The sequence below is a fragment of the Aeromonas lacus genome (assembly GCF_000764665.1).
GTDB classification, from domain to species: Bacteria; Pseudomonadota; Gammaproteobacteria; order Enterobacterales; family Aeromonadaceae; genus Aeromonas; species Aeromonas lacus.
Window position 1 is genome coordinate 1 of record NZ_JRGM01000031.1, and the last position, 23244, is coordinate 23244.

General features: G+C 60.5%; 20 protein-coding genes and 1 tRNA gene. 7 read left to right on the plus strand and 14 right to left on the minus strand.

Features of this window, described 5'->3' with window-relative positions:
* Positions 1-267 precede the first annotated feature (267 nt).
* The 12 genes from tyrA to hinT all read right to left on the minus strand — a co-directional run bounded on the left by tyrA (position 268) and on the right by hinT (position 12571).
* Positions 268-1395 (minus strand): bifunctional chorismate mutase/prephenate dehydrogenase, encoded by a 1128-nt coding sequence (tyrA, locus tag LG31_RS0104850; protein WP_033113374.1) that lies wholly within the window; start codon positions 1393-1395, stop codon positions 268-270.
* Positions 1396-1465: 70 nt separating this feature from the next.
* The gene (locus LG31_RS0104855; RefSeq protein ID WP_033113375.1) at positions 1466-2539 is read right to left on the minus strand and encodes a 3-deoxy-7-phosphoheptulonate synthase; all 1074 of its coding nucleotides are present in this window, start codon (positions 2537-2539) and stop codon (positions 1466-1468) included.
* A gap of 356 nt (positions 2540-2895) precedes the next feature.
* Positions 2896-4173, minus strand: a complete 1278-nt coding sequence (gene glgC, locus LG31_RS0104860; protein ID WP_033113376.1) for a glucose-1-phosphate adenylyltransferase — start codon at positions 4171-4173, stop codon at positions 2896-2898.
* Positions 4174-4461: 288 nt separating this feature from the next.
* Positions 4462-5379, minus strand: a complete 918-nt coding sequence (secF, locus tag LG31_RS0104865) for a protein translocase subunit SecF (protein WP_193354216.1) — start codon at positions 5377-5379, stop codon at positions 4462-4464.
* Between the two features lie 155 nt (positions 5380-5534).
* Positions 5535-7337: a protein translocase subunit SecD gene (gene secD / locus LG31_RS0104870; protein ID WP_033113378.1), complete on the minus strand. Its 1803-nt coding sequence runs from the start codon at positions 7335-7337 to the stop codon at positions 5535-5537.
* Between the two features lie 157 nt (positions 7338-7494).
* Entirely contained in the window at positions 7495-7914 is a 420-nt protein-coding gene (locus LG31_RS0104875) for a hypothetical protein (protein ID WP_033113379.1), read from the minus strand.
* A 97-nt stretch (positions 7915-8011) separates the two neighbouring features.
* Positions 8012-8869: a DUF6279 family lipoprotein gene (locus LG31_RS0104880; RefSeq protein WP_033113380.1), complete on the minus strand. Its 858-nt coding sequence runs from the start codon at positions 8867-8869 to the stop codon at positions 8012-8014.
* A 3-nt stretch (positions 8870-8872) separates the two neighbouring features.
* The gene (locus LG31_RS0104885; protein WP_420796188.1) at positions 8873-9718 is read right to left on the minus strand and encodes a phosphotransferase; all 846 of its coding nucleotides are present in this window, start codon (positions 9716-9718) and stop codon (positions 8873-8875) included.
* The gene (gene lpoB / locus LG31_RS0104890) at positions 9708-10304 is read right to left on the minus strand and encodes a penicillin-binding protein activator LpoB (RefSeq protein WP_033113381.1); all 597 of its coding nucleotides are present in this window, start codon (positions 10302-10304) and stop codon (positions 9708-9710) included. The genes LG31_RS0104885 and lpoB overlap by 11 nt, the downstream gene beginning before the upstream one ends.
* Positions 10304-10702 carry a YcfL family putative periplasmic lipoprotein gene (locus LG31_RS0104895; RefSeq protein WP_033113382.1) on the minus strand — a complete coding sequence of 133 codons (399 nt, stop codon included), beginning with the start codon at positions 10700-10702 and terminating at the stop codon, positions 10304-10306. The genes lpoB and LG31_RS0104895 overlap by 1 nt, the downstream gene beginning before the upstream one ends.
* 82 nt (positions 10703-10784) lie before the next feature.
* A complete protein-coding gene (locus LG31_RS0104900) occupies positions 10785-12221 on the minus strand; it encodes a COG3014 family protein (protein ID WP_050513407.1) in 1437 nt (478 codons plus the stop codon).
* Complete coding sequence (gene hinT / locus LG31_RS0104905) at positions 12221-12571, minus strand: purine nucleoside phosphoramidase (protein ID WP_033113383.1); 351 nt, start codon at positions 12569-12571, stop codon at positions 12221-12223. Before hinT ends, LG31_RS0104900 begins: the two co-directional genes overlap by 1 nt.
* Before the next feature lie 240 nt (positions 12572-12811).
* Here hinT and LG31_RS0104910 point away from each other — a divergent pair, with 240 nt between their 5' ends.
* Complete coding sequence (locus LG31_RS0104910) at positions 12812-14824, plus strand: methyl-accepting chemotaxis protein (RefSeq protein WP_033113384.1); 2013 nt, start codon at positions 12812-12814, stop codon at positions 14822-14824.
* A 69-nt stretch (positions 14825-14893) separates the two neighbouring features.
* Here LG31_RS0104910 and LG31_RS0104915 read toward each other — a convergent pair whose 3' ends face one another.
* Positions 14894-15769 (minus strand): 6-carboxytetrahydropterin synthase, encoded by an 876-nt coding sequence (locus LG31_RS0104915; protein WP_033113385.1) that lies wholly within the window; start codon positions 15767-15769, stop codon positions 14894-14896.
* An 80-nt stretch (positions 15770-15849) separates the two neighbouring features.
* Here LG31_RS0104915 and LG31_RS0104920 point away from each other — a divergent pair, with 80 nt between their 5' ends.
* From LG31_RS0104920 to LG31_RS0104935, 4 genes are all read left to right on the plus strand, one after another.
* Positions 15850-17193, plus strand: a complete 1344-nt coding sequence (locus LG31_RS0104920) for a dihydroorotase (protein WP_033113386.1) — start codon at positions 15850-15852, stop codon at positions 17191-17193.
* A gap of 113 nt (positions 17194-17306) precedes the next feature.
* Positions 17307-17383 (plus strand) — tRNA-Pro (locus LG31_RS0104925).
* A gap of 132 nt (positions 17384-17515) precedes the next feature.
* The gene (locus LG31_RS0104930; RefSeq protein ID WP_238567479.1) at positions 17516-17983 is read left to right on the plus strand and encodes a CC0125/CC1285 family lipoprotein; all 468 of its coding nucleotides are present in this window, start codon (positions 17516-17518) and stop codon (positions 17981-17983) included.
* A 204-nt stretch (positions 17984-18187) separates the two neighbouring features.
* Positions 18188-19447: a dicarboxylate/amino acid:cation symporter gene (locus tag LG31_RS0104935; RefSeq protein WP_033113388.1), complete on the plus strand. Its 1260-nt coding sequence runs from the start codon at positions 18188-18190 to the stop codon at positions 19445-19447.
* A gap of 88 nt (positions 19448-19535) precedes the next feature.
* Here LG31_RS0104935 and LG31_RS0104940 read toward each other — a convergent pair whose 3' ends face one another.
* Complete coding sequence (locus LG31_RS0104940; protein ID WP_033113389.1) at positions 19536-20138, minus strand: DUF924 family protein; 603 nt, start codon at positions 20136-20138, stop codon at positions 19536-19538.
* 251 nt (positions 20139-20389) lie between these two features.
* Between LG31_RS0104940 and LG31_RS0104945 the strand changes: the two genes are divergently transcribed.
* Positions 20390-21304, plus strand: a complete 915-nt coding sequence (locus tag LG31_RS0104945) for a DUF808 domain-containing protein (RefSeq protein WP_033113390.1) — start codon at positions 20390-20392, stop codon at positions 21302-21304.
* Between the two features lie 84 nt (positions 21305-21388).
* The gene (locus LG31_RS0104950) at positions 21389-23191 is read left to right on the plus strand and encodes a M3 family oligoendopeptidase (RefSeq protein ID WP_033113391.1); all 1803 of its coding nucleotides are present in this window, start codon (positions 21389-21391) and stop codon (positions 23189-23191) included.
* Positions 23192-23244: the final 53 nt, after the last annotated feature.

The window sequence follows — 23244 nt, forward strand, 5'->3', positions numbered from 1 at the left end:
TGCCGATTGCCGATTGCCGTCAGATGGGTGGCAAGCGAGCGACCATTAGCAGTGGGTAGGAAAACCGGCGCGGTTATTTTCAGCTGGTGAGCTGATAAGGGAAGTGCGTGGTCTGCAAAAGGATCTCCAGCGTGTGTTTAGACTGGGGCTTTGGGAGGGCGTGTCAATAAATAGAGAGCCAAGAAATAGCGTGGCAATAAATGGCGTACCAATAAAAAGGGAAGATGAGAGGCATCTTCCCTTGGTAATCGGTTGGCGCGGGTTCGATCAGCTGTGCTGGCGGCGATCGTTGGCTTGTGCCAGCAGGGTGCGGCTTTCGCGCAGGAACTGGTCGGCATGGTCACCAAAGAAGCCGGAAACCTGGCTGAACGCCTCGATAAAACCGTCCCTGTCTCCACGCTCCAGCAGACTCAGCGCCTCGCCGAAGTTCTGGTAGTAGCGCCGGATCATCGCCAGGTTCTGTGGCGACGACAAAATGATGTCGGCATAGAGGTGGGGATCCTGGGCAAACAGCCGCCCCACCATGGCCAGCTCCAGCCGGTAGATGGGAGAGCTCAACGCTAGCAGCCGCTCCAGATTGGCTCCTTCCCGGGAGAGGTGCCAGCCATAGGCAAAGGTGGCAAAGTGGCGCAGTGCCTGGATAAAGGTCATCGCCTCATCGTGGGCCTTGGCTTCCACCTGCTGCAGGCGGGCGCCCCAGATGGTCATCTGCTCCAGCAGCCACTGGCTGGCGGCTGCGTCACGTCCCTGACAGCAGACGATCACCTGTTTGGCAAGGCTTGCCACATCCGGTCCGAACATGGGGTGCAGACCCAGCACAGGCCCCCGGTGCACCGCCAGCATGTGCTCGAGCGGAGCGGATTTGACGCTGGTGACATCCACCAGCAGGCAATCTGCGGGCAGGTTGCCGAGCCGGTCGATGATCTGGCAGGTGATGTCGATGGGCACCGCTACCATCACCAGTCCTGCGCCCTGCAGGATCTCGTCCGCTCTTGGCCAGTCGCCCTGTTCGAGGGTATCGACGTGATAGCCCGAGAGGGTGAACATATGGCCAAACAGGCGGCCAAGCTGGCCCTGACCGCCGATGATCACCACCTTGCCCAGATCCGGCTTCATGCACTTGAAGCCGGTATCTTTTTCACTGGTGTAAGATTCGCGCATCACCCGGCGCAACACGTCTTCGATCAGATCGCCCGGCACTCCCAGTGCCTCGGCTTCGGCGCGGCGGCGGGCCAGCATGCTGGCCTCCCGATCCGGCGCGTAGATGGGCAGGCCGTGGCGACTCTTCACTTCACCGACTTCTCCCACCAGCGCTAGTCGAGCGGCCAGCAGATCGATCAGCTGCCTGTCTACCGCATCAATCTTATCCCTGAGGGCATTCAACTCTTCTGCCATCTTCAGTCCCTGTGGGTGCCGCCTGCAACGGCACCTTGTGATTCAATATGTTGCATCAAGATATCACGGCTTAACGGCCAGTTCTGCTCTTGAGTGGCGCCGCCAGCTGGCTGTGGCAACGGGCCAGCAGCGCCTCTGTGGTTTCCCAGTCGATGCAGGCATCGGTGATGGAGACACCGTAGCGCATCTCGCACTTGGGTTGCTCGCTTGACTGGTTGCCTTCGAACAGGTTGGACTCGAGCATCACCCCGATGATGGAGCGGTTCCCCTCCAGGATCTGGTGGATGACGTTGTCAGCCACCTTGGGTTGCAGACGGTGATCCTTGCTGGAGTTGCCGTGGCTGCAATCCACCACTAGCCCCGGCTGCAGGCCTGCTTTTTCCAGCGCCTCTTCGGCCAGCGACACGTTGACCGAGTCGTAGTTGGGGTGTTTGCCGCCGCGCAGGATCACATGGCCATCCGGGTTGCCCTGGGTCTGCAGCAGCGCGACCTGACCCTGCTGGTTAATGCCCATAAAGGCGTGGGGAGAGGAGGCCGATTGCAGGGCATTGATGGCGGTGCCCAGATTGCCGTCGGTACCGTTCTTGAAGCCGACCGGCATTGAGAGGCCGGAGGCCATCTCCCTGTGGGTCTGGGATTCGGTGGTGCGGGCGCCGATAGCTGACCAGGAGAAGAGCTCGGCCAAGTATTGCGGGCTGATGGGGTCGAGTGCTTCGGTCGCCAGCGGTAGCTCCATCTCGGCCAGCGAGCAGAGCAGCTCGCGGGCACGGTGCAGCCCCAGCTCTACGTCGAAGGTGCCATCCAGATTGGGATCGTTGATAAAGCCCTTCCAGCCCACCGTGGTGCGGGGTTTCTCAAAGTAAACCCGCATCACAATGTAGAGAGAGTCCTGATAGGCATCATGCAAGGCCTTGAGTCTGGTTGCGTACTCTTTGGCGGCCTCCATGTCGTGGATGGAGCAGGGGCCGCAGATCACCAGCAGGCGGTGGTCACGGCGGTGGATGATATCGGCGATGGTATTGCGGGCCCCTTGCACGAATGCCAGCGCCTTGGCGGAGATAGGCAATTTCTCCTTGAGCTGGGCAGGCGTGATCATCACTTGTTCGGACTGGATATGGATGTTGTTCAGGGGATCTCTTTGCATGATGTCGTTCTCTCTGGACTGAATTCTAAAAGCAATCGTACATTTATGTTTACATTGGTACGTGCTTTGTTACGCAACCGCCCTCACCTTACCAAGTAAAAACAAACAATCAAGTGAAACAAGCGGGTTTACTGCCATTTATGCAGATAAAAACGCGTTGACATAGTCGTTATGGTAATAAAATAGTGAGACATAGCGTGATGGGGAGTGATTTTTGTAATTAAATGTTTACGGTTGGTGCTGAGAGAGGGTAAAAAGAGCATAAAGGGAGAGCTGGCTCGACACCGCAGAGAAACAAGAAAGGGGCCCTGATGGCCCCTTCGAATAGGGGCCAGAGCCCCGTTCAAGACGTGATATTACGCCTTGAGTTTGTCCAGCATCTCTTTGGTGACCAGGACTATGCCCTGTTCGGAGCGATAGAAGCGACGGGCATCCTCATCGGCGTTTTCACCGATCACCATCCCTTCCGGCAGCTTGCAGCCCTTGTCGATCACCACCCGGCGCAGGCGGCAGCCCGGCCCGATCTCGACCCCGGGGAAGACCACGGCCTGATCCAGGGTGCAGAAAGAGTGAACCCGCACATTGGTAAAGAGCACCGAGCTCAGGATAAAGGAGCCGCTGACGATGGTGCCGCCAGAGAACATCGAGTTGATGGTCATGCCGTGCTGGCCGTTTCTGTCCTGCACGAACTTGGCTGGCGGCGTCATGGTCTGGCTGGTCCAGATGGGCCAGTCCTGATCATAGATATCGAGCTCCGGAGTGACGGAGGCGAGGTCCATGTTGGCCTCCCAGAAGGAGTCCACTGTGCCCACATCGCGCCAGTAGGGGCGCTTCTCGGCATTGCAGCCGACGCAGGACATGCCAAACGGGTGAGCGTACGCAGTCCCTTCCCGCACCACGCGGGGGATCACGTCCATCCCGAAATCGTGATGGGATTCGTCGTTGGTGATGTCTTCATCCAGCAACTGATAGAGATAGTCGGCATCGAAGATGTAAACCCCCATGGAGGCGAGGGAGGTATCTTCCTTGCCCGGCATGGCAGGCGGGTTGGCCGGCTTTTCCACAAAGGCATTGATCTTGCGATCGCCATCGACCGCCATCACCCCGAAGGCACTCGCTTCACTGCGCGGCACTTCGATACAGGCAACGGTCACCTTGGCACCCATGTTGACGTGGTCGAGCAGCATGGCGGCGTAATCCATCTTGTAGATGTGATCGCCAGCCAGCACCACCACATATTTGGGGCCATGGTCGCGGATGATGTCCAGGTTCTGATAGACCGCATCGGCGGTGCCCCGATACCAGTTGACCTCGTCCACGCGCTGCTGCGCGGGCAGCAGGTCGATGAACTCGTTCATCTGATAGCGCAAGAAAGACCAACCGGACTGAAGGTGGCGCAGCAAGCTGTGGGATTTGTACTGGGTCACCACACCGACGCGGCGAATGCCGGAGTTGATGCAGTTGGAGAGCACAAAATCGATGATGCGGAATTTTCCGCCAAAGTGGACTGCAGGCTTCGCTCTGTTATCAGTTAACTGTTTGAGGCGACTACCCCGCCCTCCGGCGAGAACCAAAGCCATGGTCTCGTTCAGCAACTGTCTCGCTTTTGCTGTATTGGCAGGTTGTAACAACATCTTGTATCCCTTTGTAGATAAATCACTACAATCTTGCCGCTTTTGAGACCTAAAGAAAGTGCTTTCAGTCACATTTTTGCGGGGTATGCCGTAATAAAATGACTTTTTTGTTATTAAGGTGTGGTTGTTTTTTCATCATTTGCTGTCAATCTGCTCACTCGTAAATTTTCTTCGTAAAAAGAAGCTAACAGCGTTAAAAGAAGGGGCAGGAAAGAGGCCCCTGCCAGTGTGCAGGGGCCGGAAGGTGGGAGGTAAAACACACCGTAAAAAGAACCGTAACAAGGGCGGTTATGCCGCCTCTGCCAGCGGCTCCTCACCCTTCTTCTGATAGGCCAACGGGCTCAGACCCAGCAGCTCCTGCACGGTGGAGGCCACTGTGATGGAGGAGATGGTCCCCACCAGAATGCCGGTGAACAGAGTGAAGGAGAAACCGTAGAGGGTATCGCCGCCAAACAGCAGCAGTGCCCCGACGGTAAACAGGGTGGTACCCGAGGTGATCATGGTGCGGCTGAAGGTGGCCTTGATGGCGACATCAGAACATTCGTGGATCCCCATCTGGGTGCGCGAGCTCAGCAGATCCCGCAAACGGTCCGAAATCACGATGCTGTCGTTGAGGGAGTAGCCGATCACCGCCATCAGACCGGCGATGACGTTGAGATCAAACTCGATGTTGAACAGCGCCAGCAATCCCAGCGCCACGATGGCATCGTGGATCACCGAGATAAGAATGCCGATGGCCTGACGCCACTCGAAGCGAAACGCCAGATAGGCCGAGATGGCGAGAGAGGCGACCAGCACCGCCAGCATCCCCTGCTGGAACAGCTCGGCGCCCACCTGCGGGCCGACGATGGTGGTGCGCAGCAGCTCGACCGGCATGCCCAGTTGCTGGGTCAGCATGGTGGCAAGCTCGGTGGCCTGCCAGGGCAGTTCGTGCGGTGGCAGCTTGATCAGCCACTCGCCGGGAACACCGGCAGAGCTGAGTTCCACCGCGCCCGCCAGCGGGGAGGTGAGCATGGCGTTGAGCTCATGGGCCTCCTTGAGGGTCTGGATATGAAACTCCAGCAGGGTGCCACCGGTAAAGTCGAGGCCGAGGGCAAGGCCGTTGACCAGCAGCATGGCGATGCTCGCTACTGTCAGTACGATAGAGGCCCACAGGCCGATATAACGCCAGCGGGTCAGACCCATGGCAACAATCATTCTCAACATAGTTCTCTCCTTGGCCTGCCAGCACCTGGCTGGCGGCCGCATCCCGACGTGCCTTGGCACTGCGGGGGAAATGTCTCTGATCCGGTGCGCCCGGCTGGCCATCTCCATGACCGGCGGCGGAGCCGGATCCGCTCATCAGGGGGCGGTTCGCCCCGTTACACCTTCAGCGTGCGCTCGCTGCTGCGGCCCCACAGGGGGTTGATGATGGCGCGTGTGCCCCAGATCCCGGTCACCATGCTGGAGATAAGTCCCAGAATGAGGGTGATGGAGAAGCCTTGCAGCGGCCCGGAACCGATGGAGTAGAGCACCACGGCGCAGATGAGCGTGGTGATGTTGGCATCGAAGATGGTGCGAAATGCCGAGCGATAGCCAAAGTCGATGGCGTTGGCCAGCGAGCCGCCGTCACGCAGGCGATCCTTGATCCGCTCGAAGATGAGCACGTGGGTATCCACCGCCATCCCCACCGTCAGCACCAGACCGGCGATCCCCGGCAGGGTCAGCACGGCCCCCGGCAGCACCGCCAGCATGCCGACCTGCATCAACAGGTTGGCGACCAGCGCGGTGATGGCGACCCAGCCGAACTTGCGATACCAGGCCATCATGAACAGCATCATGCCCGCCATGCCGAAACCGAGGGCGGTGAAGCCCGCTTCGATATTCTGCATCCCGAGGGTCGGGCCAATGCTGCGCTCTTCCAGGATCTTGAGCGGTGCGGTGAGGGCGCCGGCGCGCAGCAGCATGGCGAGCTCCTGCGCTTCCGGCAGGCTGCCAATCCCGGTGATGCGGAACTGGTTGCCAAGGGCGGTCTGGATGGTGGCGACGTTGATCACCTCGCTCTGGGCGCGCAGCTTGCCCTGGGCATTGGTCTTGTACTCGGTGAAGACGGTCGCCATCGGCTTGCCCACATGCTGGCGGCTGAACTGGTTCATCTTGTTGCCGCCCAGGGTGTCGAGCACGATGTTGACCTGCGGTTGACCCATCTCGCCCATGTTGGCCCGGGCATCGACGATGTGTTCGCCGGTCAATACTGGCCGGCGCGCCATGCCGACGGCCTGACCGTTGCGATCGGCGATGTAGAAGTGGCTGTCAGCCTTGGCCTCGTAGAAGGCCAGTGACGCGGTCGCCCCGATCACCTCTTTCGCCTGTTTGGGGTTGTGCACGCCCGGCAGCTCGATGCGGATGCCATCCTGCCCCTGACGTTGTACCGAGGCCTCGACGATGCCGAGTTCGTTGATCCGCTTTTTGAGGATGGAGAGGTTCTGGGTCACGGCGTTGTTGATGAGCTGGGTGCGCTCGGCCTCGCTCAACACCAGCTTGAGCTGATTGCCGCTGCGGGTCATTTTCCACTGATCCTGACGGGTGCCGGCGCTCTCCTTGATGATGGTGAGCCAGCCACTCTGATCGTCAGCTTCCGGCAGGGTGACATTGACGCTGCCGAGATCGGCCCGGGCCACACCCGCACCGCGCAGATTGGCTTCACGGAAGCGGGTGCGCAGGGTGTCGACCAGATTCTTGGTCTGGGCATCGAGGACGAAATCGACATCGACCCCGATCAGCAGCTGGGAGCCGCCGCGCAGATCGAGCCCGAGTTTGATGGGATCGGCGCCAAGGCGGCTGATCCAGGTCGGGGCGTTGGAGTGGAACTCCAGCGTCAGCGCTGCGCTGTCGAGGCCCTGCTGCTCCAGCAGTTGTTTGGCTCTTTGCTGTTCGCTCTGAGTGGCAAAGACCAGCTCGACCCGCTCCGGTTGTTCGATGATCTTGGCCGGGTTCAGGTGGTTGTCGGTCAGCAGCATCTGCTGTTTGGTGGTCAGGCTCTGCTGACCGTGCAGACCAAGAGAGGGCTGCTCACCAAAGAAGGTGGGCAGCGAATAGAAGGTAAAGGTCAGCAGCATGAGCAGCAGTAGGGCGTACTGCCACTTGCTCATGCGGTTAAGAAGGGTATGACTGGTTTTTCTCATGGCAAATTGGCCTCTGTCAGGAGAATGGTGCGCAGGCCGATAGCATCAAGGCTCGGCAAGGCGCAGAAAAATGGATGCATCAAGTGCGGATCAGGCCGAAGCGGGATCCGTCAGAAGGAGGAGATGAGCAAACAGTGGATGTGCCAACCCCTCGGGGTCAGGCGCTCAGATAGCTCTGGGTGAAGCGGTACTGCAGATACTGGCGCTGCAGCCGGTGGCGGTGAATCGTGGCGAAGGGATCACGAAAGAGCTGCTTGTGGTAGAGCTGGGCGGCCAGCAACAGCCAGCCAAGCAGCACCAGCAGGATCGCCTGGGCTGACCAGCTCTGGATCAGCTCGTAGACCACGCTCTTGGGCTGGTTGTCGCTGCGCAGGGATTGCTCAAAACGCAGCAGGTGATTCTGGTTGGTCGCAACAAACTTGATGACACCATCGTCGCTCTCGCTCGCTTGCGAGAGGCTCTGGGTCTGTTGCTGATCGGGTAGCAGCGGGCCTTCCATCACATTGATGGAACAAAGCAGAGTGAGCGAGACAACGAGTGCCACCAGCCCCAGTTTGACTTTGTCGATAAGGCGCAAAAGGGTATTCCCGATAAATGGAAAAGGGAAACTACCACAGGCAGCGCAGGTGGGACAACCCTTGCCGCCCAATTAGGATTATTCTGAAGCCCCTTGGTCAGCTCCCGGTCATCTGCTGGAAATCGCGAGCATAGCCCTTGAGCAGTGAGTAGAGATGGGCCCGCTGGGCCAGATCCAGTGACTGACTCATGGCGCAGAGCCAGTTGACGGTGCGCTGGCGCGACTGCTCGGTATAACCGGTAAAGCGGCCATCCATCATGCCATCCCCCTGTGCCAGCAGTTCGGTCAGTTCGCGGGTGAAATCGGGGCTTTGGCGCTGCTGCATCAGCCTGTCCAGCTCTTTGGTCCAGGAGGTCTGGAACTCGAGCCAGGGGGGCATCAGCTCGTACTGCCACTCGGCCCACTGTGCCACCAGTGGCGCCTGCGCCGGTTTCACTTCGCCAATCCAGTACTCGAGGCGCTGGTTCATCTTGTCGCGAAACTCCGCCAGCATCTTCTCTTTGGGTTCGCTGGCAAACTCCTGCTGCCGCTCCTGCTGGCGTTTGAGCCGATCGGCCATGAAGCGGGTCACCTGCTCATCGCTGAGAGTGCTCGCCAGCCTGACGGTACGGGGAATGGCGTTCTCCAGGGTGCGGGTCAGGCTCTGCTGCACCGCATCGAGATTGGTGGAGATCTGCTCCGGTGTCATGGGGCTGGCCACCGCTTTGGCGAGGGTATCGAGATCCCGGGCGTAGCGGGGCAGTTCGTGCTGGCGGTGCCATGCCATCAGCCCTTTGACCTCGCGGCTCAGCAGATCCTTCTGGGGTGAGGTGAGGACGAAATAGTCGTCCAGCTGCCAGATGATGGCGGTATCAATCCAGTAGTAGATGACCCGGGTCGAGCAGCCGGTCAGCAGCAGGGCGAGCAGTAGCAGACCCCAGGTTTTTGGCTTGTGCCAGCGCACCTTGTTGATCATCTGTCACTCCAGTCGTTGCCGGTTGAGGGCAATCAGTGCGTCGTAGTCGGGCGAAGCGTGTTGTTCCGCCATCAGCAGAGCCCAGAGTAGACCGATATAGTCGACCCAGGGGATGAACGCCTCGCTCTGAAAATCGGGCCACTCATGGCGTGGTAGCGAGCGCAGATAGTGCTCCTCCAGCGCCAGGCGGCGCTCTGCGGGCCAGTCGTGAGTGCGCTGGATGCTGGCCACCTCAAAACCGGGATGGCCTGCCGCGCCGTACTCCCAGTCGATAACCCAGGGCGCGTGACCCAACAAGTTAGCCGGATTGAGATCATGGTGGCAAGGCCGCCAGCAATCGTCGGGTTCGCGGTTGGCAAGCAGGCTGCGCTCCAGCGTCGGTAGCCAGGTCGGTACCTGAGCCAACCGGGCGCGATAACCGGCGGCGTGGGCCCGTACCGCCATCACCACAGAGGGAAGGGGGAGGCGATGCAGCTTGCGCAGCACATCTGCCAGCAAACGGGTCTGTTTGGCGACGGAGGGCGCAGCCTCTAGCCAGTTTGGCTCGTCGCACCACTCCAGCAGCATCAGGCCGCTGGCGGGATCCTGGTAATGGCAGGGCAGTGCCAGACCCGACTTCATGGCTCCCTGATAGAGCTGCCACTCGGTGGCCCGGTCGATGCCAAGGCGCACCGGATCCGGATGGCCCTGACGCAAAAAGTAACTGCGCCCCGAAGGGAGGCGCAGTCGATAGTTGCTGTTGGTGAGGCCCGCGCCGAGCGGCTCGAGAGTCCCGTCTCGCCATGGGACGGGCAGCGTGGCGAGCAGGGCGTCGGGGGCGAGCATCACCGGGTGAGCCTTACCAGCCAAAGGTGGACTTCTTCGCCTGCTTGCGGATCTCTTTCTGGTCAGCCCAGAGCAGTTCGCCGCTTTGCAGATCCATCAGGTTCATGGTCATCTGGTAGTAGACATCCTTCACCTTGCCATTGTCCTTGACGATGCTGGCGAGGTTGCCATAGACCATGTAGCGGGCACCGGTCTGCTTGCCCAGTCGCACCATGGAGGCCGGGTCAACCATGCCGCTGCTCTGCTGATATTCGAGCTGCTGCTTGACGGCGGCAACCTTGCTCATGTCGACGAAGCGGAACTTGCCGGCCCGCAGCAGCTTGGTGCGGATGGTGTCGGTGATCGCTTCAGTATCGATGTGCTCGGAGGTCTTGTTGCGGATGGAGTCCATAAACATCACCGGACGACCGCCGGCGGTGATCTCGCTGGTGGCGGGGGAGGCCAGCATGGAATCCGCCATCTTGTCGGCGATGGCCTGCAGATCGCTGGAGCCGTAATCGACGGTGACCGTTTCGGTTTCGGTCGGATCACCGTAGCTGACCGTGGTGCTGGAGCAGCCGCCCAGCAGCAATGCGCCGGTCAGGATCAGCAGGGCATGATTCATTTTCATCAGTAGGATTCCTCAATCACTTCACGTACATAAATCCGGTAACCGCGGGCGGTCGGGGTCGGGGCCAGGGCTGACAGAGTGCGGGTCTGATAGCCGTGCAGCTTGAGCGGTGTCCAGCCACGACCGTCGCTGGCGACCTCCTGACCGGCCTCATCATACCAATAGAACATATATTGCAGCTTGTTGTCGCCACGCTGGGTGCTGGCGGCGGCCACATTGACCTGCAGCAGGGCGTTCTGTTCATGGCGGCTCAGCTCGGTCAGGGTGACGTTGACGTTTTGATGCTGCTCCGTCACCGCTGCGGCGCCCGGTGCTCCATAGAGCGCCACACCGGAGGTATTGGTGGCGCAGCCGGTCAGCAGCAGCGCGAACCCGAGGGCCAACCCGTATGCTTTCATCTTGCTCTCCTTGGTTGGAGTGAGTGGGGCAGCACTGGGGCTGCCCGGTTAATCGTCTTGCTCATCTCTCTTCGCCGCTTGCTCAGAGCGGCATCACCCGGGTGGTCAGGCCGGCGCCGAGGCGCTGAACCCAGACCAGAGTGGTGCGGCCGCTATGAATGGTTAGCGGCAATTGACGCTGGGCGGCACCTGCTCCCAAGGTGAGATTTACCTCACCTGCAGGTACCATTCCCTGCCAGCTCGATGCCTGTGCCGGTAGCGTGAGCCAGCTGCGGGTATCAGCCCGTTCCGAGAGGGTATTGAAGATCCCCACCAGAATATTGCCTACATCGCCCCCCTCTTTGGCGGCGGTGCGGCGCATCTGCTCCTTGGTCACCAGCCGCAGCGCCTGCCGGGTCAGCATACCGGGCAGCCGCTCCTGCAGATCTTTGGCGGCCAGCGCTTCCAGCCTGACCAATTCGCTGGTCTGCTCGACCCGTTTGCCGAGCGTGACCGTGAGCGGCCCCGTGTCGCTGGCCCGATTATCGTAATAGGGGATGGCCACGGTAAAGGTGCGAAAATCGCCGCGGGAGGTGGAGATTGGGAGCGGCAGGAACAGTTCGCGCCGTGCCGGGATCAGGCCATCTTCAAACAGCACCACCAGTTGGCCCTGATTTTTAGTGGGTGGTGGCGCTTTGCGACCCACCTTTTTCTCGGTCGCGCGGATCTCGTCCGGCGCGCCACGCAGCACCGCCAGACGCAGCAAGGCATCTTGCAGGCTGCGGTTGTCCGGCGCTATCTGGTAGCCGCGTTGGTAATCGACCCAGGCGTCGTTGAGATCCCCCGCCGCCTCATAGAGCACGGCGGAGAAGTAGAAGGTATAGGCGTTCTGGAAACCGTTCTTGACCTTGCCGATCAGCCGGTCGAGCTCGGGTGCGCCGCGCGACATCAGCTGGCGCATCTCCCCCTCGGTCTCGGCCTCTTCGCTCTCATTCTTTGCCTTGCGTACCTCGTCTGCTCGCCGTTTCAGGGCTTGCTCCTGCACCTTATTGGCCCGGCGCACCTCCACCAGGGCGCCATCGGCATCCCCCCGATGCAGGTAGTTGAGGGCCAGATAGTGGTGCAGCATGGTGCGTTCGTAATCGGGGGTGAGGTAGGCCATCGACTGGTCGTTGGTGAGCAGGCTGCCCACCTGATCCAGACCGTGGCTCAGCCGGTATTCGGCCTGATTCTCTTCCCACTCGAGGCGGCTGTCGGCGGCAGAAAACGCCTGCTTGCTGCCCGCATCCTGACCGGCGAGCCAGGCGATGCGCCCCTCTTCCAGACGGTCGAGGACAAAGGTGTCATCGCCGAGGGTGGAGTCGCGCACCTCGGGCAGCGCCTCGGCGGCATGGCCCAGCAGCAGCTGGTTGCGCAGTGGCACCATCTGATCGGAGTAAGAGACGAACATGTCTTGCCAGCGGGAGGCGCAGCCCCCCAGCAACAGCAGGGCGCCGCAGAGCAACATGGCGCTGCGGCAGGTGGCGATGTAGCGAGTCATTACAGGCTGAGCAGCGGTCCCAGCGGCTGGCCACCGACCAGATGCATGTGGATGTGGTAGACCTCCTGCCCACCGTGGCGGTTGCAGTTCATGATGAGGCGGTAGCCATCCTCGGCAATGCCTGCTTCGGCGGCGAGCTTGCGGGCCACGGTGAACATCCGGCCAAGAGCCAGTTCGTGCTCCGGCTCCACGTCGTTGACGGTAGGGATCAGCACGTTGGGGATGATCAGCACGTGGGTCTTTGCCTTGGGCTGGATGTCCCGGAAAGCGGTCACCAGATCGTCCTGATAAAGGATGTCGGCGGGGATCTCTTTACGGATGATTTTGCTGAAAATGGTTTCTTGCGCCATGGCTAACTCCCTTATGAGAAAAAGAAAATCGAATTTGGATCCCAAGCGGCTCCGGGCTGCACGGCAAGTGTGACACAAGCCGAGATTTGACACAGCTGATGTCCCATTCCCTTCAGTTATTGTTAAAAATACCGATAGCCGGAGGGACGTCATCTGTAGCGCCTGTTCAGGGTGGTCTGCAGGGTATCAAAAGGACGGGGTACTCAGGCAAGGGACTTTTGCATATACAGCGGGATAATAATGAAACAATCAATGTCGGATCTCTCCATCTTGCAGCGGGTCTATCTTGGCTTCGCTATTCTGGTGGCCGTGATGGTGGCCAGCTCACTGCTCACATTTCGTAGTCAGGAGACCCTCGGCGGGGCGCTGGAACAGGTTACCCAGCAGTCGATGCCACTGGTGATCTCCAGCAGTCAGACCCAGATCTCTCTGCTCAGCGCCAACAAGTGGCTCGGGGATGTGCTGACCGAGCAGGACCCCAAGCAGCTGCCGGCCGAAGTGGCTGAGCTGAAACAGGCCAAGGCGCAGGTCGACAAGACCCTGGCCGCCTTGCGTCAGCAGGTGGCCGAACACCCCGAGCTGCAGGGCGAGATGACCGCCCTTGGCGAGCAGGTGGCGCGTTATCTGGAGCTCACCGATACCCTGCCCGGCGAGCATGAGGCACTGCTCACCCGGCTGCACAAGGTCAATCTGGCCAAGGGGCAGTTTCAGGTCAGCCTGCCCCAGTTCAAGAAGAATCTGGGTGACATGATGATCACCATCGACGACAGCTTCATCAAGATGCTCTCCGAGACCCTGACCACCAAGCTCTCTGCAATCGAACTCTCCACCATGGATGCCCTCAACCAGACTATTCCGGCTCCCATCGAAGGGGCGCTCAAGCGCAACAAGATGCAGATCGAGGGGTTCAACAGCACCATCAAGGATCTGCAGGGTGAGCTCAAGAATTTCGAGAACGACATGGGTCACTATGTCCACGGCTTCGTGCGCGACACCACTGCCAGCGAAGGGGTGCTGGCCCAGTATCTGGCGTTGATGAAGCAGCAGGAGCTGATGCGGGAGAAGAGCAAGCAGGCCAGCGCACTGATCGTCGAGATCCAGAACCGGCTGGAGCGGATGACGGCGAGCAGCCAGCAGCTGATGAACGGCAGTATCCAGCATGCCAAAGAGGTGCAGCGCCAGAGCACCCTGACTCAGGGGGCGAGCATAGTGGTCGCCATCCTGATCGCCATGCTGGTAGCCTACACCCTGGGCAAGGCGATCCGTCGTCCGCTGCGGGAGCTGCTGCGGGTTCTCTCCGAGGTGACTCGCGGTGACATGACCCAGCGTATCGGTTTTCAGAGCAAGAACGAATTTGGCCAGCTGGGCAGCCAGATCAACCTGCTGATTGCCCAGATGGGGGAGGTGCTGGCGCAGCTTTCACAAGCGTCGGCCCAGCTTAACGATGCTGCCCACGGCAACCGCCACACCACCGAATCGGTACGGGCCGATCTGGAGAAACAGCGGCAGGAGACCGCCTCGGTTGCGGCCGCCATGACCCAGATGGAAGCCTCGGTGCGCGAGGTGGCGCAGGCTGCGAACCAGACTCTGGAGCGGGTGATGGATGTGGAGAAGGCCTCCGAGATGGGGCGCAAGGTGATGGCAGGTAATATCACCACCACCCATCAGCTGGCGGGCAAGCTGCAACAGACCGGCAAGGTGATTGGCGATGTGAGCAGCATGAGCAGCCAGATCGGCAACATTCTCGATGTCATTCGCGGCATCGCCGAGCAGACCAACCTGCTGGCCCTCAATGCGGCCATCGAGGCTGCACGCGCTGGCGAGCAGGGGCGCGGATTTGCGGTGGTCGCCGACGAGGTGCGCAGTCTGGCGGGGCGCACTGCGCAATCCACCAGCGAGATCCAGACCATGATCGAGAACCTGCAACAGGGGGTCGCCAGAGCGGTGACCGTGATGCAGGAGTGCTCCCGCGAGATGGACAGCTGCATGGATCAGAGCTCCCACGCCAACAACGCCATGGAGGAGGTGCAGGGGATCGTGGTGCTCATCAGCGACATGTCGAGCCAGATTGCCTCTGCCGCCGAGCAGCAGCAGGCGACCAGCGCCGACATCGCCACCAACCTCAACCGCATCTCCGATATCTCGGATCTCAACTATCAGGGGATCGAGCGGGTGGCCCAGACCAGCCAGCAGCTCGACTCCCTCGCCGAGCAGCAGGAGAGCCTGGTCAAGCGCTTCCGCTTGAGCGCCTGATGGCAATAGGCTGAAATAACAAGGCCCCGCATCTGCGGGGCCTTGTTGTTTGCGGCAGTGACAAGGGGATCAGGCGTAGGCGATGGCGCCCTTGCCGACCCCTTCATAGGCGACAATCTTGACGAACTTGTCGCCCACCATCTTCTTCACTTCGCGGGCGATATAGCAGGCCAGCAGCTCGACCGTGGTGTCGGTGTCGATCATCTCCACCTCGGCGCTGGGGATGGCCAGCTGGAACAGCCCCTGCGGCGCCACATATTTGAAGCCGGTGTGGTGTTCACCCAGCTGCACGTTGGCGCGGGCACTGAGTGCCAGCTCTTCGAGGGCCACTTTATCCTCATCGGTGCCGAGATAGATATCGGCCCAGCGTTCGGCCCAGTTAAGCTCCAGCTCACCATCGCGCTCACCATCGACGTGGATCTCAATGGGGGAGCGGTGGCCGTGGGCGATGCGCTGGCAGTTGCCATCGTGCTTTTTCAGGCCGTGGCTGTAGTGATAGAAGGGGCCGTCGATGGCTTCCTGGCGCAGGGTCAGGGAGAGATCCTTGATGTTGCCTGGCAGCCGCTTGGCCAGTACCGCCAGCAGGTAGCGAGTGACCGACTCCTTGTCGACCTGCGGGGCAGGGATAAAGGCAAAACCCTGGGTCGGGCAGCGCAGGTGGATGGAGCGGCCGGGGCGCAGCAGATCAACGCAGCTCTCGCCATCTTCCTGCGTCTCGACATGCACCAGAGAGCACTCGGTCGGGACCAGCAGCTTGTGATCCACCTCGTCATCGATGATCGACTTGATCAGCTTCTTTACCCGGCCGAAGTCCAGCAACATGCTCATCTCGTTGAGCTCACCGCTCATTTCGATATCTACCAGCCAGCTCTCACCCACCATGCCGCGGCGTTCGCACAGGTAGCTGGAGTCGATCACGGTCAAATCTCTTACAAATAACTTCATCAGTCAGGCCTTGCTACAGAGAAAGGGCAGTTTTGCGCTATTATGACCCGCGATTATCGGCAAAGGAACTGGAACCCCCCATGAACAAACTGCTTATCAAGAATGCCACCCTGGTCAACGAAGGCCGTATCTATGCCTCCGACGTGTTGATCGAGGGGGAACGGATTGCCCGCATCGCACCCGATATCGACGCGCATGATGCGGTGGTGATCGATGCCGCAGGTCGCCACCTCATCCCCGGAATGATCGATGATCAGGTCCATTTCCGGGAGCCGGGGCTGACCCACAAGGGGACCATCGCCAGTGAATCCCGGGCCGCCGTCGCCGGTGGTACCACCAGTTTCATGGAAATGCCCAACGTCAATCCCCAGACCACCACCCTCGACGCCCTCGAAGCCAAATACCAGATCGCCGCCAACTCCTCCGTCGCCAACTACAGCTTCTATCTGGGTGCCACCAACGACAACCTGGAAGAGATCAAGCGCCTCGATCCCAAGCAGTCCTGCGGGGTCAAGGTGTTCATGGGCTCCTCGACCGGCAACATGCTGGTGGACAATCAGGAGACCCTGGCGGCCATCTTCCGCGAGAGTCCGGTGATGATCGTCACCCACTGCGAAGACACCCCGACCATCGCCAAAGCCGAAGAGGCGGCGCGGGCCAAGTGGGGCGAGAATGTGCCGATGGGCGAGCATGGTCGCATCCGCAGTGACGAGGCGTGCTACAAATCCTCCAGCATGGCGGTGGCGCTGGCCAAGCAGTACGGCGCCAAGCTGCATGTGCTGCATCTGACTTCGGCCAAGGAGCTGTCGCTCTTTACCGCCAGCCACGATCTGAGTGAACTGAAAGACAAGAACATCACTGCCGAGGTGTGTGTTCACCATCTGTTCTTCAACGAAGCCGATTACGAGACCTTGGGCAGCCAGATCAAGTGCAACCCGGCGGTGAAGAGTGCCGCCGATCAGCACGCGCTGCTCGATGCGGTGCGCAATGACGTGCTCGATATCATCGCCACCGACCACGCTCCCCACACCTGGGAGGAGAAGCAGAACAGCTACTTCAAGGCGCCGTCCGGTGTGCCGCTGGTGCAGCACTCCCTGCAGGCGCTGCTGGAGCTCTACCACAACGGCGTGTTCACCCTGGAGACTATCGTCAAGAAGACCTCCCACGCGGTGGCCGAGCGCTTCCAAGTGCAGGATCGCGGCTACATCCGCGAGGACTACTTTGCCGATCTGGTGCTGCTGGATCTGGGCAAGCCCTACGTGGTCAACGATGACAACATCCTCTACCACTGTGGCTGGTCGCCCTTCAACGGCTACCGTTTCCACAGCACGGTGGAGATGACGCTGGTGAACGGCCAGATCGCCTGGCAAAACGGGCAGATCACTGACCAGATCCTGGGCAAGCGGCTGACCTTTAACCGCTGATTGTTCGCAAAGCAGGCGAACGCACCATTGTCGGGGAATTGGCGGCGTTTCTTTGTTGACAGGGCTGGGCCATCTCCATAAACTCAGCCCCCGTCAGCTAAGACTGACTTCGTCGGCGTGTAGCGCAGCCAGGTAGCGCACTGTCATGGGGTGTCAGGGGTCGGAGGTTCAAATCCTCTCACGCCGACCATCATTCCCCGGAAAAGGCCTTGTCAAACGACAAGGCCTTTTTTCTTTTCTGCTCTTCGCCGTTGCTGCGATTGTCTATCCCCCTTGCGCTGTGCTGTAGTAGCGACACTGTTCTGCCCTGACGGGGGTTATCGTGTCTCTCTCTGCATCCATCTGGCGATCTCTGGTTTTGCTCTCCCTGCTGCTCGGCGGCTGCGCCACGCCATATCAGCAGGATAAGTCGTTCTGGAACGGCCGCACCGGCTTTTCCGAGACCCGCCTTGCGCCCGACAAGTGGCAGCTGGAGTTTGTCGGCAACGATCTGGTGGACAGGGAGACGGCCCGCAAATATGTGCTCAAGCGGGCAGGGGAGCTGGCGCAGCGGGAGGGTTACCCCATGCTGCAGGTGGAGGAGCTGACCATTGCGCGCGATGCGGTGAGGGTGACCCCGGAGCGCCCCATGTTCGGCTTTGACGAGGATGAGCCAGACACCTTCATGACGCAGATGCAGGTACAACACACCATCTCGGCCATGCTTACCTTCCGGTTGCTAAAGCGGGCAATTAATGAACAGTCGCTTTCCACCAAATATCTTGCTGATATTAAAATAAACGGTGATTAATATCGGTTTGTTGCAAGATCCATATCACATACATCTAACAGCAGCATAAAATTCTGGAATAAGCCTCTAGATTTACCCCCTGCTTTTAGGCATTCTCCCAGCATACCAGCCGCCAGGAATCAACGGCTCGGATCACAAAAACGGACTGTAGTGGCTCCCATGCCACTGTCAACGGCTTGCACCAATCAAAACCGGGACTCCCCCATGAAAATGAATAAACTGACGGTCGCCATCCTCATTTCGATGTTGCTTGGCATCCTTACCGGCCAGGGCTATCGCCTGTTTGCTGCCGATCAGGCGGCAGACTTTGCAAACAACATCACGATCCTGACCGATATCTTCCTGCGACTGATCAAGATGATCATCGCGCCATTGGTCTTCACCACTCTGGTGGTTGGCATCGCCAAGATGGGCGATACCCGCACCGTGGGTCGTATCGGTGCCAAAACCCTCGGCTGGTTCATGCTGGCCTCCCTGCTCTCCCTGAGCCTGGGTCTGGTGATGGTCACCCTGATGCAGCCGGGGGTGGGCCTCTCCCTTTCCCTGCCCAATGATGCCGCTACCTCTGGCATTTCTGCCGGCGCGATTACCCTGAAAGATTTTGTGACCCACGCCATTCCGAAAAGCGTGGTCGAGGCGATGGCCACCAACGAGATCCTGCAGATCGTGGTCTTCTCCCTGTTCTTTGGTCTGGCTGCTGCGGCGCTGGGCGATCTGGCCAAACCGGTTGTGGTGCTGATGGCCAGTGCTGCCGAGATCATGCTGAAAGTGACCGGCTACGTGATGAACTTTGCGCCGTTCGCCGTGTTTGGCGCCATTGCCGCCATGGTGGCCAAAGAGGGGCTGGGTATTCTGGTTACCTACGGCAGCTTCATGGCCCAGTTCTACATCGCCCTTGGCTGCCTCTGGCTGCTGCTGATCGCCATGGGTGGCGCCTTCCTGCGTGGTCGCATCATCAAGCTGCTGGCGATGATCCGCGAACCCATCCTGCTTGCCTTCTCTACCGCCAGCTCCGAAGCGGCCTATCCGAAGACGCTGGATCGTCTGGAGAAGTTCGGTTGTGACAAACGCATCGCCAGTTTCGTGCTGCCGATGGGTTACTCCTTCAACCTCGACGGATCCATGATGTACTGCACCTTCGCGGTGATGTTCATCGCTCAGGCTTATGGCATCGAGCTCTCCACCGCCCAGCAGATCACCATGCTGCTGCTGCTGATGGTCACCTCCAAGGGGATGGCCGGGGTACCGCGCGCCTCTCTGGTGGTGATTGCCGCGACCCTGAACCAGTTCCATATTCCGGAAGCGGGCATCCTGCTGCTGCTGGGTATCGATCACTTCCTCGACATGGGTCGCTCTGCCACCAACGTGCTGGGCAACGCCATCGCCGCCAGCGTGGTAGCCAAGACCGAAGACAGTCTGGGCGAGACCGAAGAACTGGGCGAGAGTGCTCCCGCCAAGGCATAAGCATGGTTTGAGCTGACCAGAGGGTTGGCCGGTGCAAAGAGAAATCCCCGTCATGACCATGGCGGGGATTTTTTTATGGCTGGCCGGTTTAGAAGCCCGAACCGGGTTGCAGCAAAAACGCTGCCTCTTCCGGCGTCGAGGTGCGACCAAGAGTGACGTTGCGGTGGGGGAAGCGGCCAAAGCGTTCGATGATCACCTGATGGCGGCGGGCAAAGTCGGCAAAGCCCGCGAAGGTCTCGTTCGCTGGGGAATGCGCCTGCTCGGCGGCCAGCTCTTCAAACAGGGCCACGCTTCTGGTTTGCTGCTCGCGGGATTCTGCGTGTTCCAGCGGCAGATAGAAGAAGACCCGCTCCAGCGGCGAGAGCTGTCGGTCCATGCCAAGAGATAGTCCCTTGAGGCACTGCTCGCGGGCGAGCGGATCCCGGGCAAAGGCGGTGGGTGTGCCGCGATGGATATTGCGTGGCAACTGGTCGAGCAGCAGGATCAGCGCCAGCCTGCCGTGGGGCAGATCGGCCCAGTCGGCCAGCGCCCCGTTGGCGGCCGCCTCTGCTTGCGCGCCAAAACGCCGGGCCAGCAGGGCATCGGTCTCGCTACTTTTGCCCCACCAGAGCGGGGCTTGTCGTTTGGCACGCAGGGCGTCGTCGGCCGGGTCGCCAAACCAGAAATCGAGCAGAGGTTGCCAGGGCTGCATGGGGACTCCTTGCCGGTGTGTTGAGGAGGGCCAATAACAAATGGCTCCGGGGTGCTGCCGAAACGGTAGCTTCTCGTTACACTGTGCCATCTTTTGCCCGAAAGAAGTAACCCCAGATGGCGAGCGACGGTTGCCTGGCGCGGCCGATGATGGCCTGCCATCGCTATGAGGTGGCCCTGCTGACCCTGATGGTCATCAGACCGCACACCTTTCTCCAGGGGTTGTTCTCACTGATATAAGGAATCTCTGATATGGCCGGAACCAGTTTGTTGGCCCTGCTCGACGATATCGCCAGCGTGCTTGATGACGTTGCGCTGATGACCAAGATGGCAGCGAAGAAGACCGCCGGGGTGCTGGGGGACGATCTTGCCCTCAATGCGGAGCAGGTCTCCGGGGTACGCGCCGAGCGGGAGCTGCCGGTGGTGTGGGCGGTGGCCAAGGGGTCATTTCGCAACAAGTTGATTCTGGTGCCTGCCGCGATCGCCATCAGTGCTCTGGTGCCCTGGCTCATCACCCCGCTCTTGATGTTGGGGGGCGCCTACCTCTGCTTTGAAGGTGCCGAGAAGCTGGCGCACAAGTTTTTGCCTCATCAGGAGGAAGGTGAACATCACGCCGGCCCCATTCCTGACGATCTGGTGGCCTTCGAGCAGCAGAAGGTGAAGGGGGCGATCCGCACCGACTTTATCCTCTCCGCCGAGATCATCGTCATCGCTCTTGGCACAGTACAGGGGGCGAGCATCGCCCTGCAGCTCTCGGTGGTAGCGGGTATCGCCCTGCTGATGACTATCGGGGTGTACGGTCTGGTGGGGCTTATCGTCAAGCTCGATGATATCGGCCTGCATCTTCTGAAAAAGCCGGATGGCGGGGCACTGCGCCGCGCGGTGGGGCAGGGACTGCTGAGTACGGCGCCCAAGCTGATGCATCTGCTGGCGTTGGTAGGGACGATCGCCATGTTTATGGTGGGCGGCGGCATTCTGGTGCATGGCTGGCCTTTTGCCCATCACCTCATTGAAGGTGCCGCCGCTGTTGTCGCCACTCTGCCCACAGTGGGGGCCGTACTGGCGGCGGTGACGCCCACTTTGCTCAACGCCGTGGCCGGTGTGGTGGCGGGCCTGCTGCTGGTGCTGGCGATGACGCTGATAAGCAAACTCAAGCCAGCCAAATAAGCGTCTGCATTATCTTTCGGGGCCGCCAGCGACAAGCGCTGACGGCCATCTCTCCCTGTTTGACATCTTGATAACGAGCCTTCAATGCAAGCAACCCGATACCTTCAGCAGTGGCACAACCACCATATCTATCCCGCTCTCGACAGTCCCGAGCTTGAGTCCGACATGGCCGAGGCCCGTGCCGCCCTGGCACCACTGGCGGCACTGGTCGCCAATCTGGCTGGTCTTGCGGGGGATGCGCGGCAAGATTGCCTGCGGGAGGTGCGTCTGCGTGCCCGCCGCATTCGTCATACCGGCTGGAATGTGGCGATTCTGGCGGCCTGCCGGGGCAGTCAGGATGCTCGCGATACCCTGGCCAAGCAGCTGGCGTCCCGTGCTCGCGCCCTTAATGCCGATCTGTTCAAGACGCTGGCGCCGGTGGAAGACCTGATGCTGGCGCTGCCGGAGGCCGAATTTGGCCTGCTGATGGCGGATCCCCTGCTTGGCGAGGAGGAGTATCGCCTGCGTCACGAACGCAGATTGCAGGATCAGCGTCTGCCGGTGGCGGCAGAGCAGCTGGTGATCGGTCTTGGTACCGATGGTCTGCACGCCTGGGGTAACCTCTACAACGATCTGGTGGGCAAGATCCGGCTGGAGATAGATGGCCGCGAGATGGGACTGGCGGAGGCGAGCAATCTGCTCTCCAGCCCGCTGCGATCCCTGCGCCGTGAAGCATTCGATGCCATCAGCGCCGGCTGGGAGGGAGAGCAGGAGACGGTGGCCGCCATCCTCAACGCCATCAACGGCTGGCGGCTGGAGCTCTCGCGCCAGCGCGGCAGTGAGCGGCAGCTCGATGCGCTCGATCTCTCCTGTCATCAGAGCCATATCGAGCGCGCTACCCTGGATACGCTGATGAGCGAGACCTGGCAGGCGCGAACCCTGGGGCAGCGGGCGCTGGGGTTGATGGCCGAACGCCTTGGCATCGACGATCTGGGGGCAGAGGATCTCTTTGCGCCGCCTCCAGCTGCCAGCAGCCGCGAGATCCCGTTCGAGGAGGCGATCGAGTTGATTGCCGATGCTTTTGCTCGTTTCGATCCCGAGATGGGGGAGTTTGCCCGCATGATGGCCGAAAAGGGGTGGATCGATGCGGCGCCCACGCCAAATCGCCGCACCGGTGCCTACTGCACCAAGTTTGCCGAACCGGTCGAGCCGCGGGTCTTCGTCACCTATGCCGGCACCATGGATAATGTCATTACGCTGGCCCATGAGCTGGGCCACGCCTGGCACAACTGGGTGATCCGCGATCTGCCGATGAGTCAGCGCAGCTATCCCATGACGCTGGCCGAAACGGCCTCCATCTTCGCCGAAACGCTGGTGCGCAGCGCTCTGTTCGAGCAGGCAAAAAGCCCCGAGGAGCAGTTGGCGATCGCCTGGGCCGAGGCCGATGGTGCCGCCACCTTCCTGGTCAATATCCCGGCCCGTTTCGACTTCGAGCGGGCGCTGGTGGCCGAGCGGGAGCATGGCTATGTTGCACCGGCCCGCCTCAAGGCGCTGACCGACGAGGCGTGGGGACGCTGGTATGAGAAGAGCCTCTGCCGCTATCACCCCATGTTCTGGGCGGCCAAGGCGCACTTCTCCATCGCCGGGCTGGGTTTTTACAACTATCCCTATCTGTTCGGTTATCTCTTCAGCCTCGGTGTTTATGAGCAACTGATGAGTCGCAAGGCGGCGGGAGACGACAATGTGGCGCAGGCGTACCGCGACCTGCTGCGCGATACCGGCCGGATGAGCGCCGAGGCGCTGGTGGCAAAACATCTGGGGCAGGATATTCGCCAGTCGGCCTTCTGGCAGGGGAGCCTGGCGCAGGTGGCGCAGGCGGTAGAGCGCTTTGCGCAGCTGCCAGCCTGATTGGGTAAGCTGTGATGTGAGTGACAGGCCCCGGACAGGTGTCCGGGGCCTGT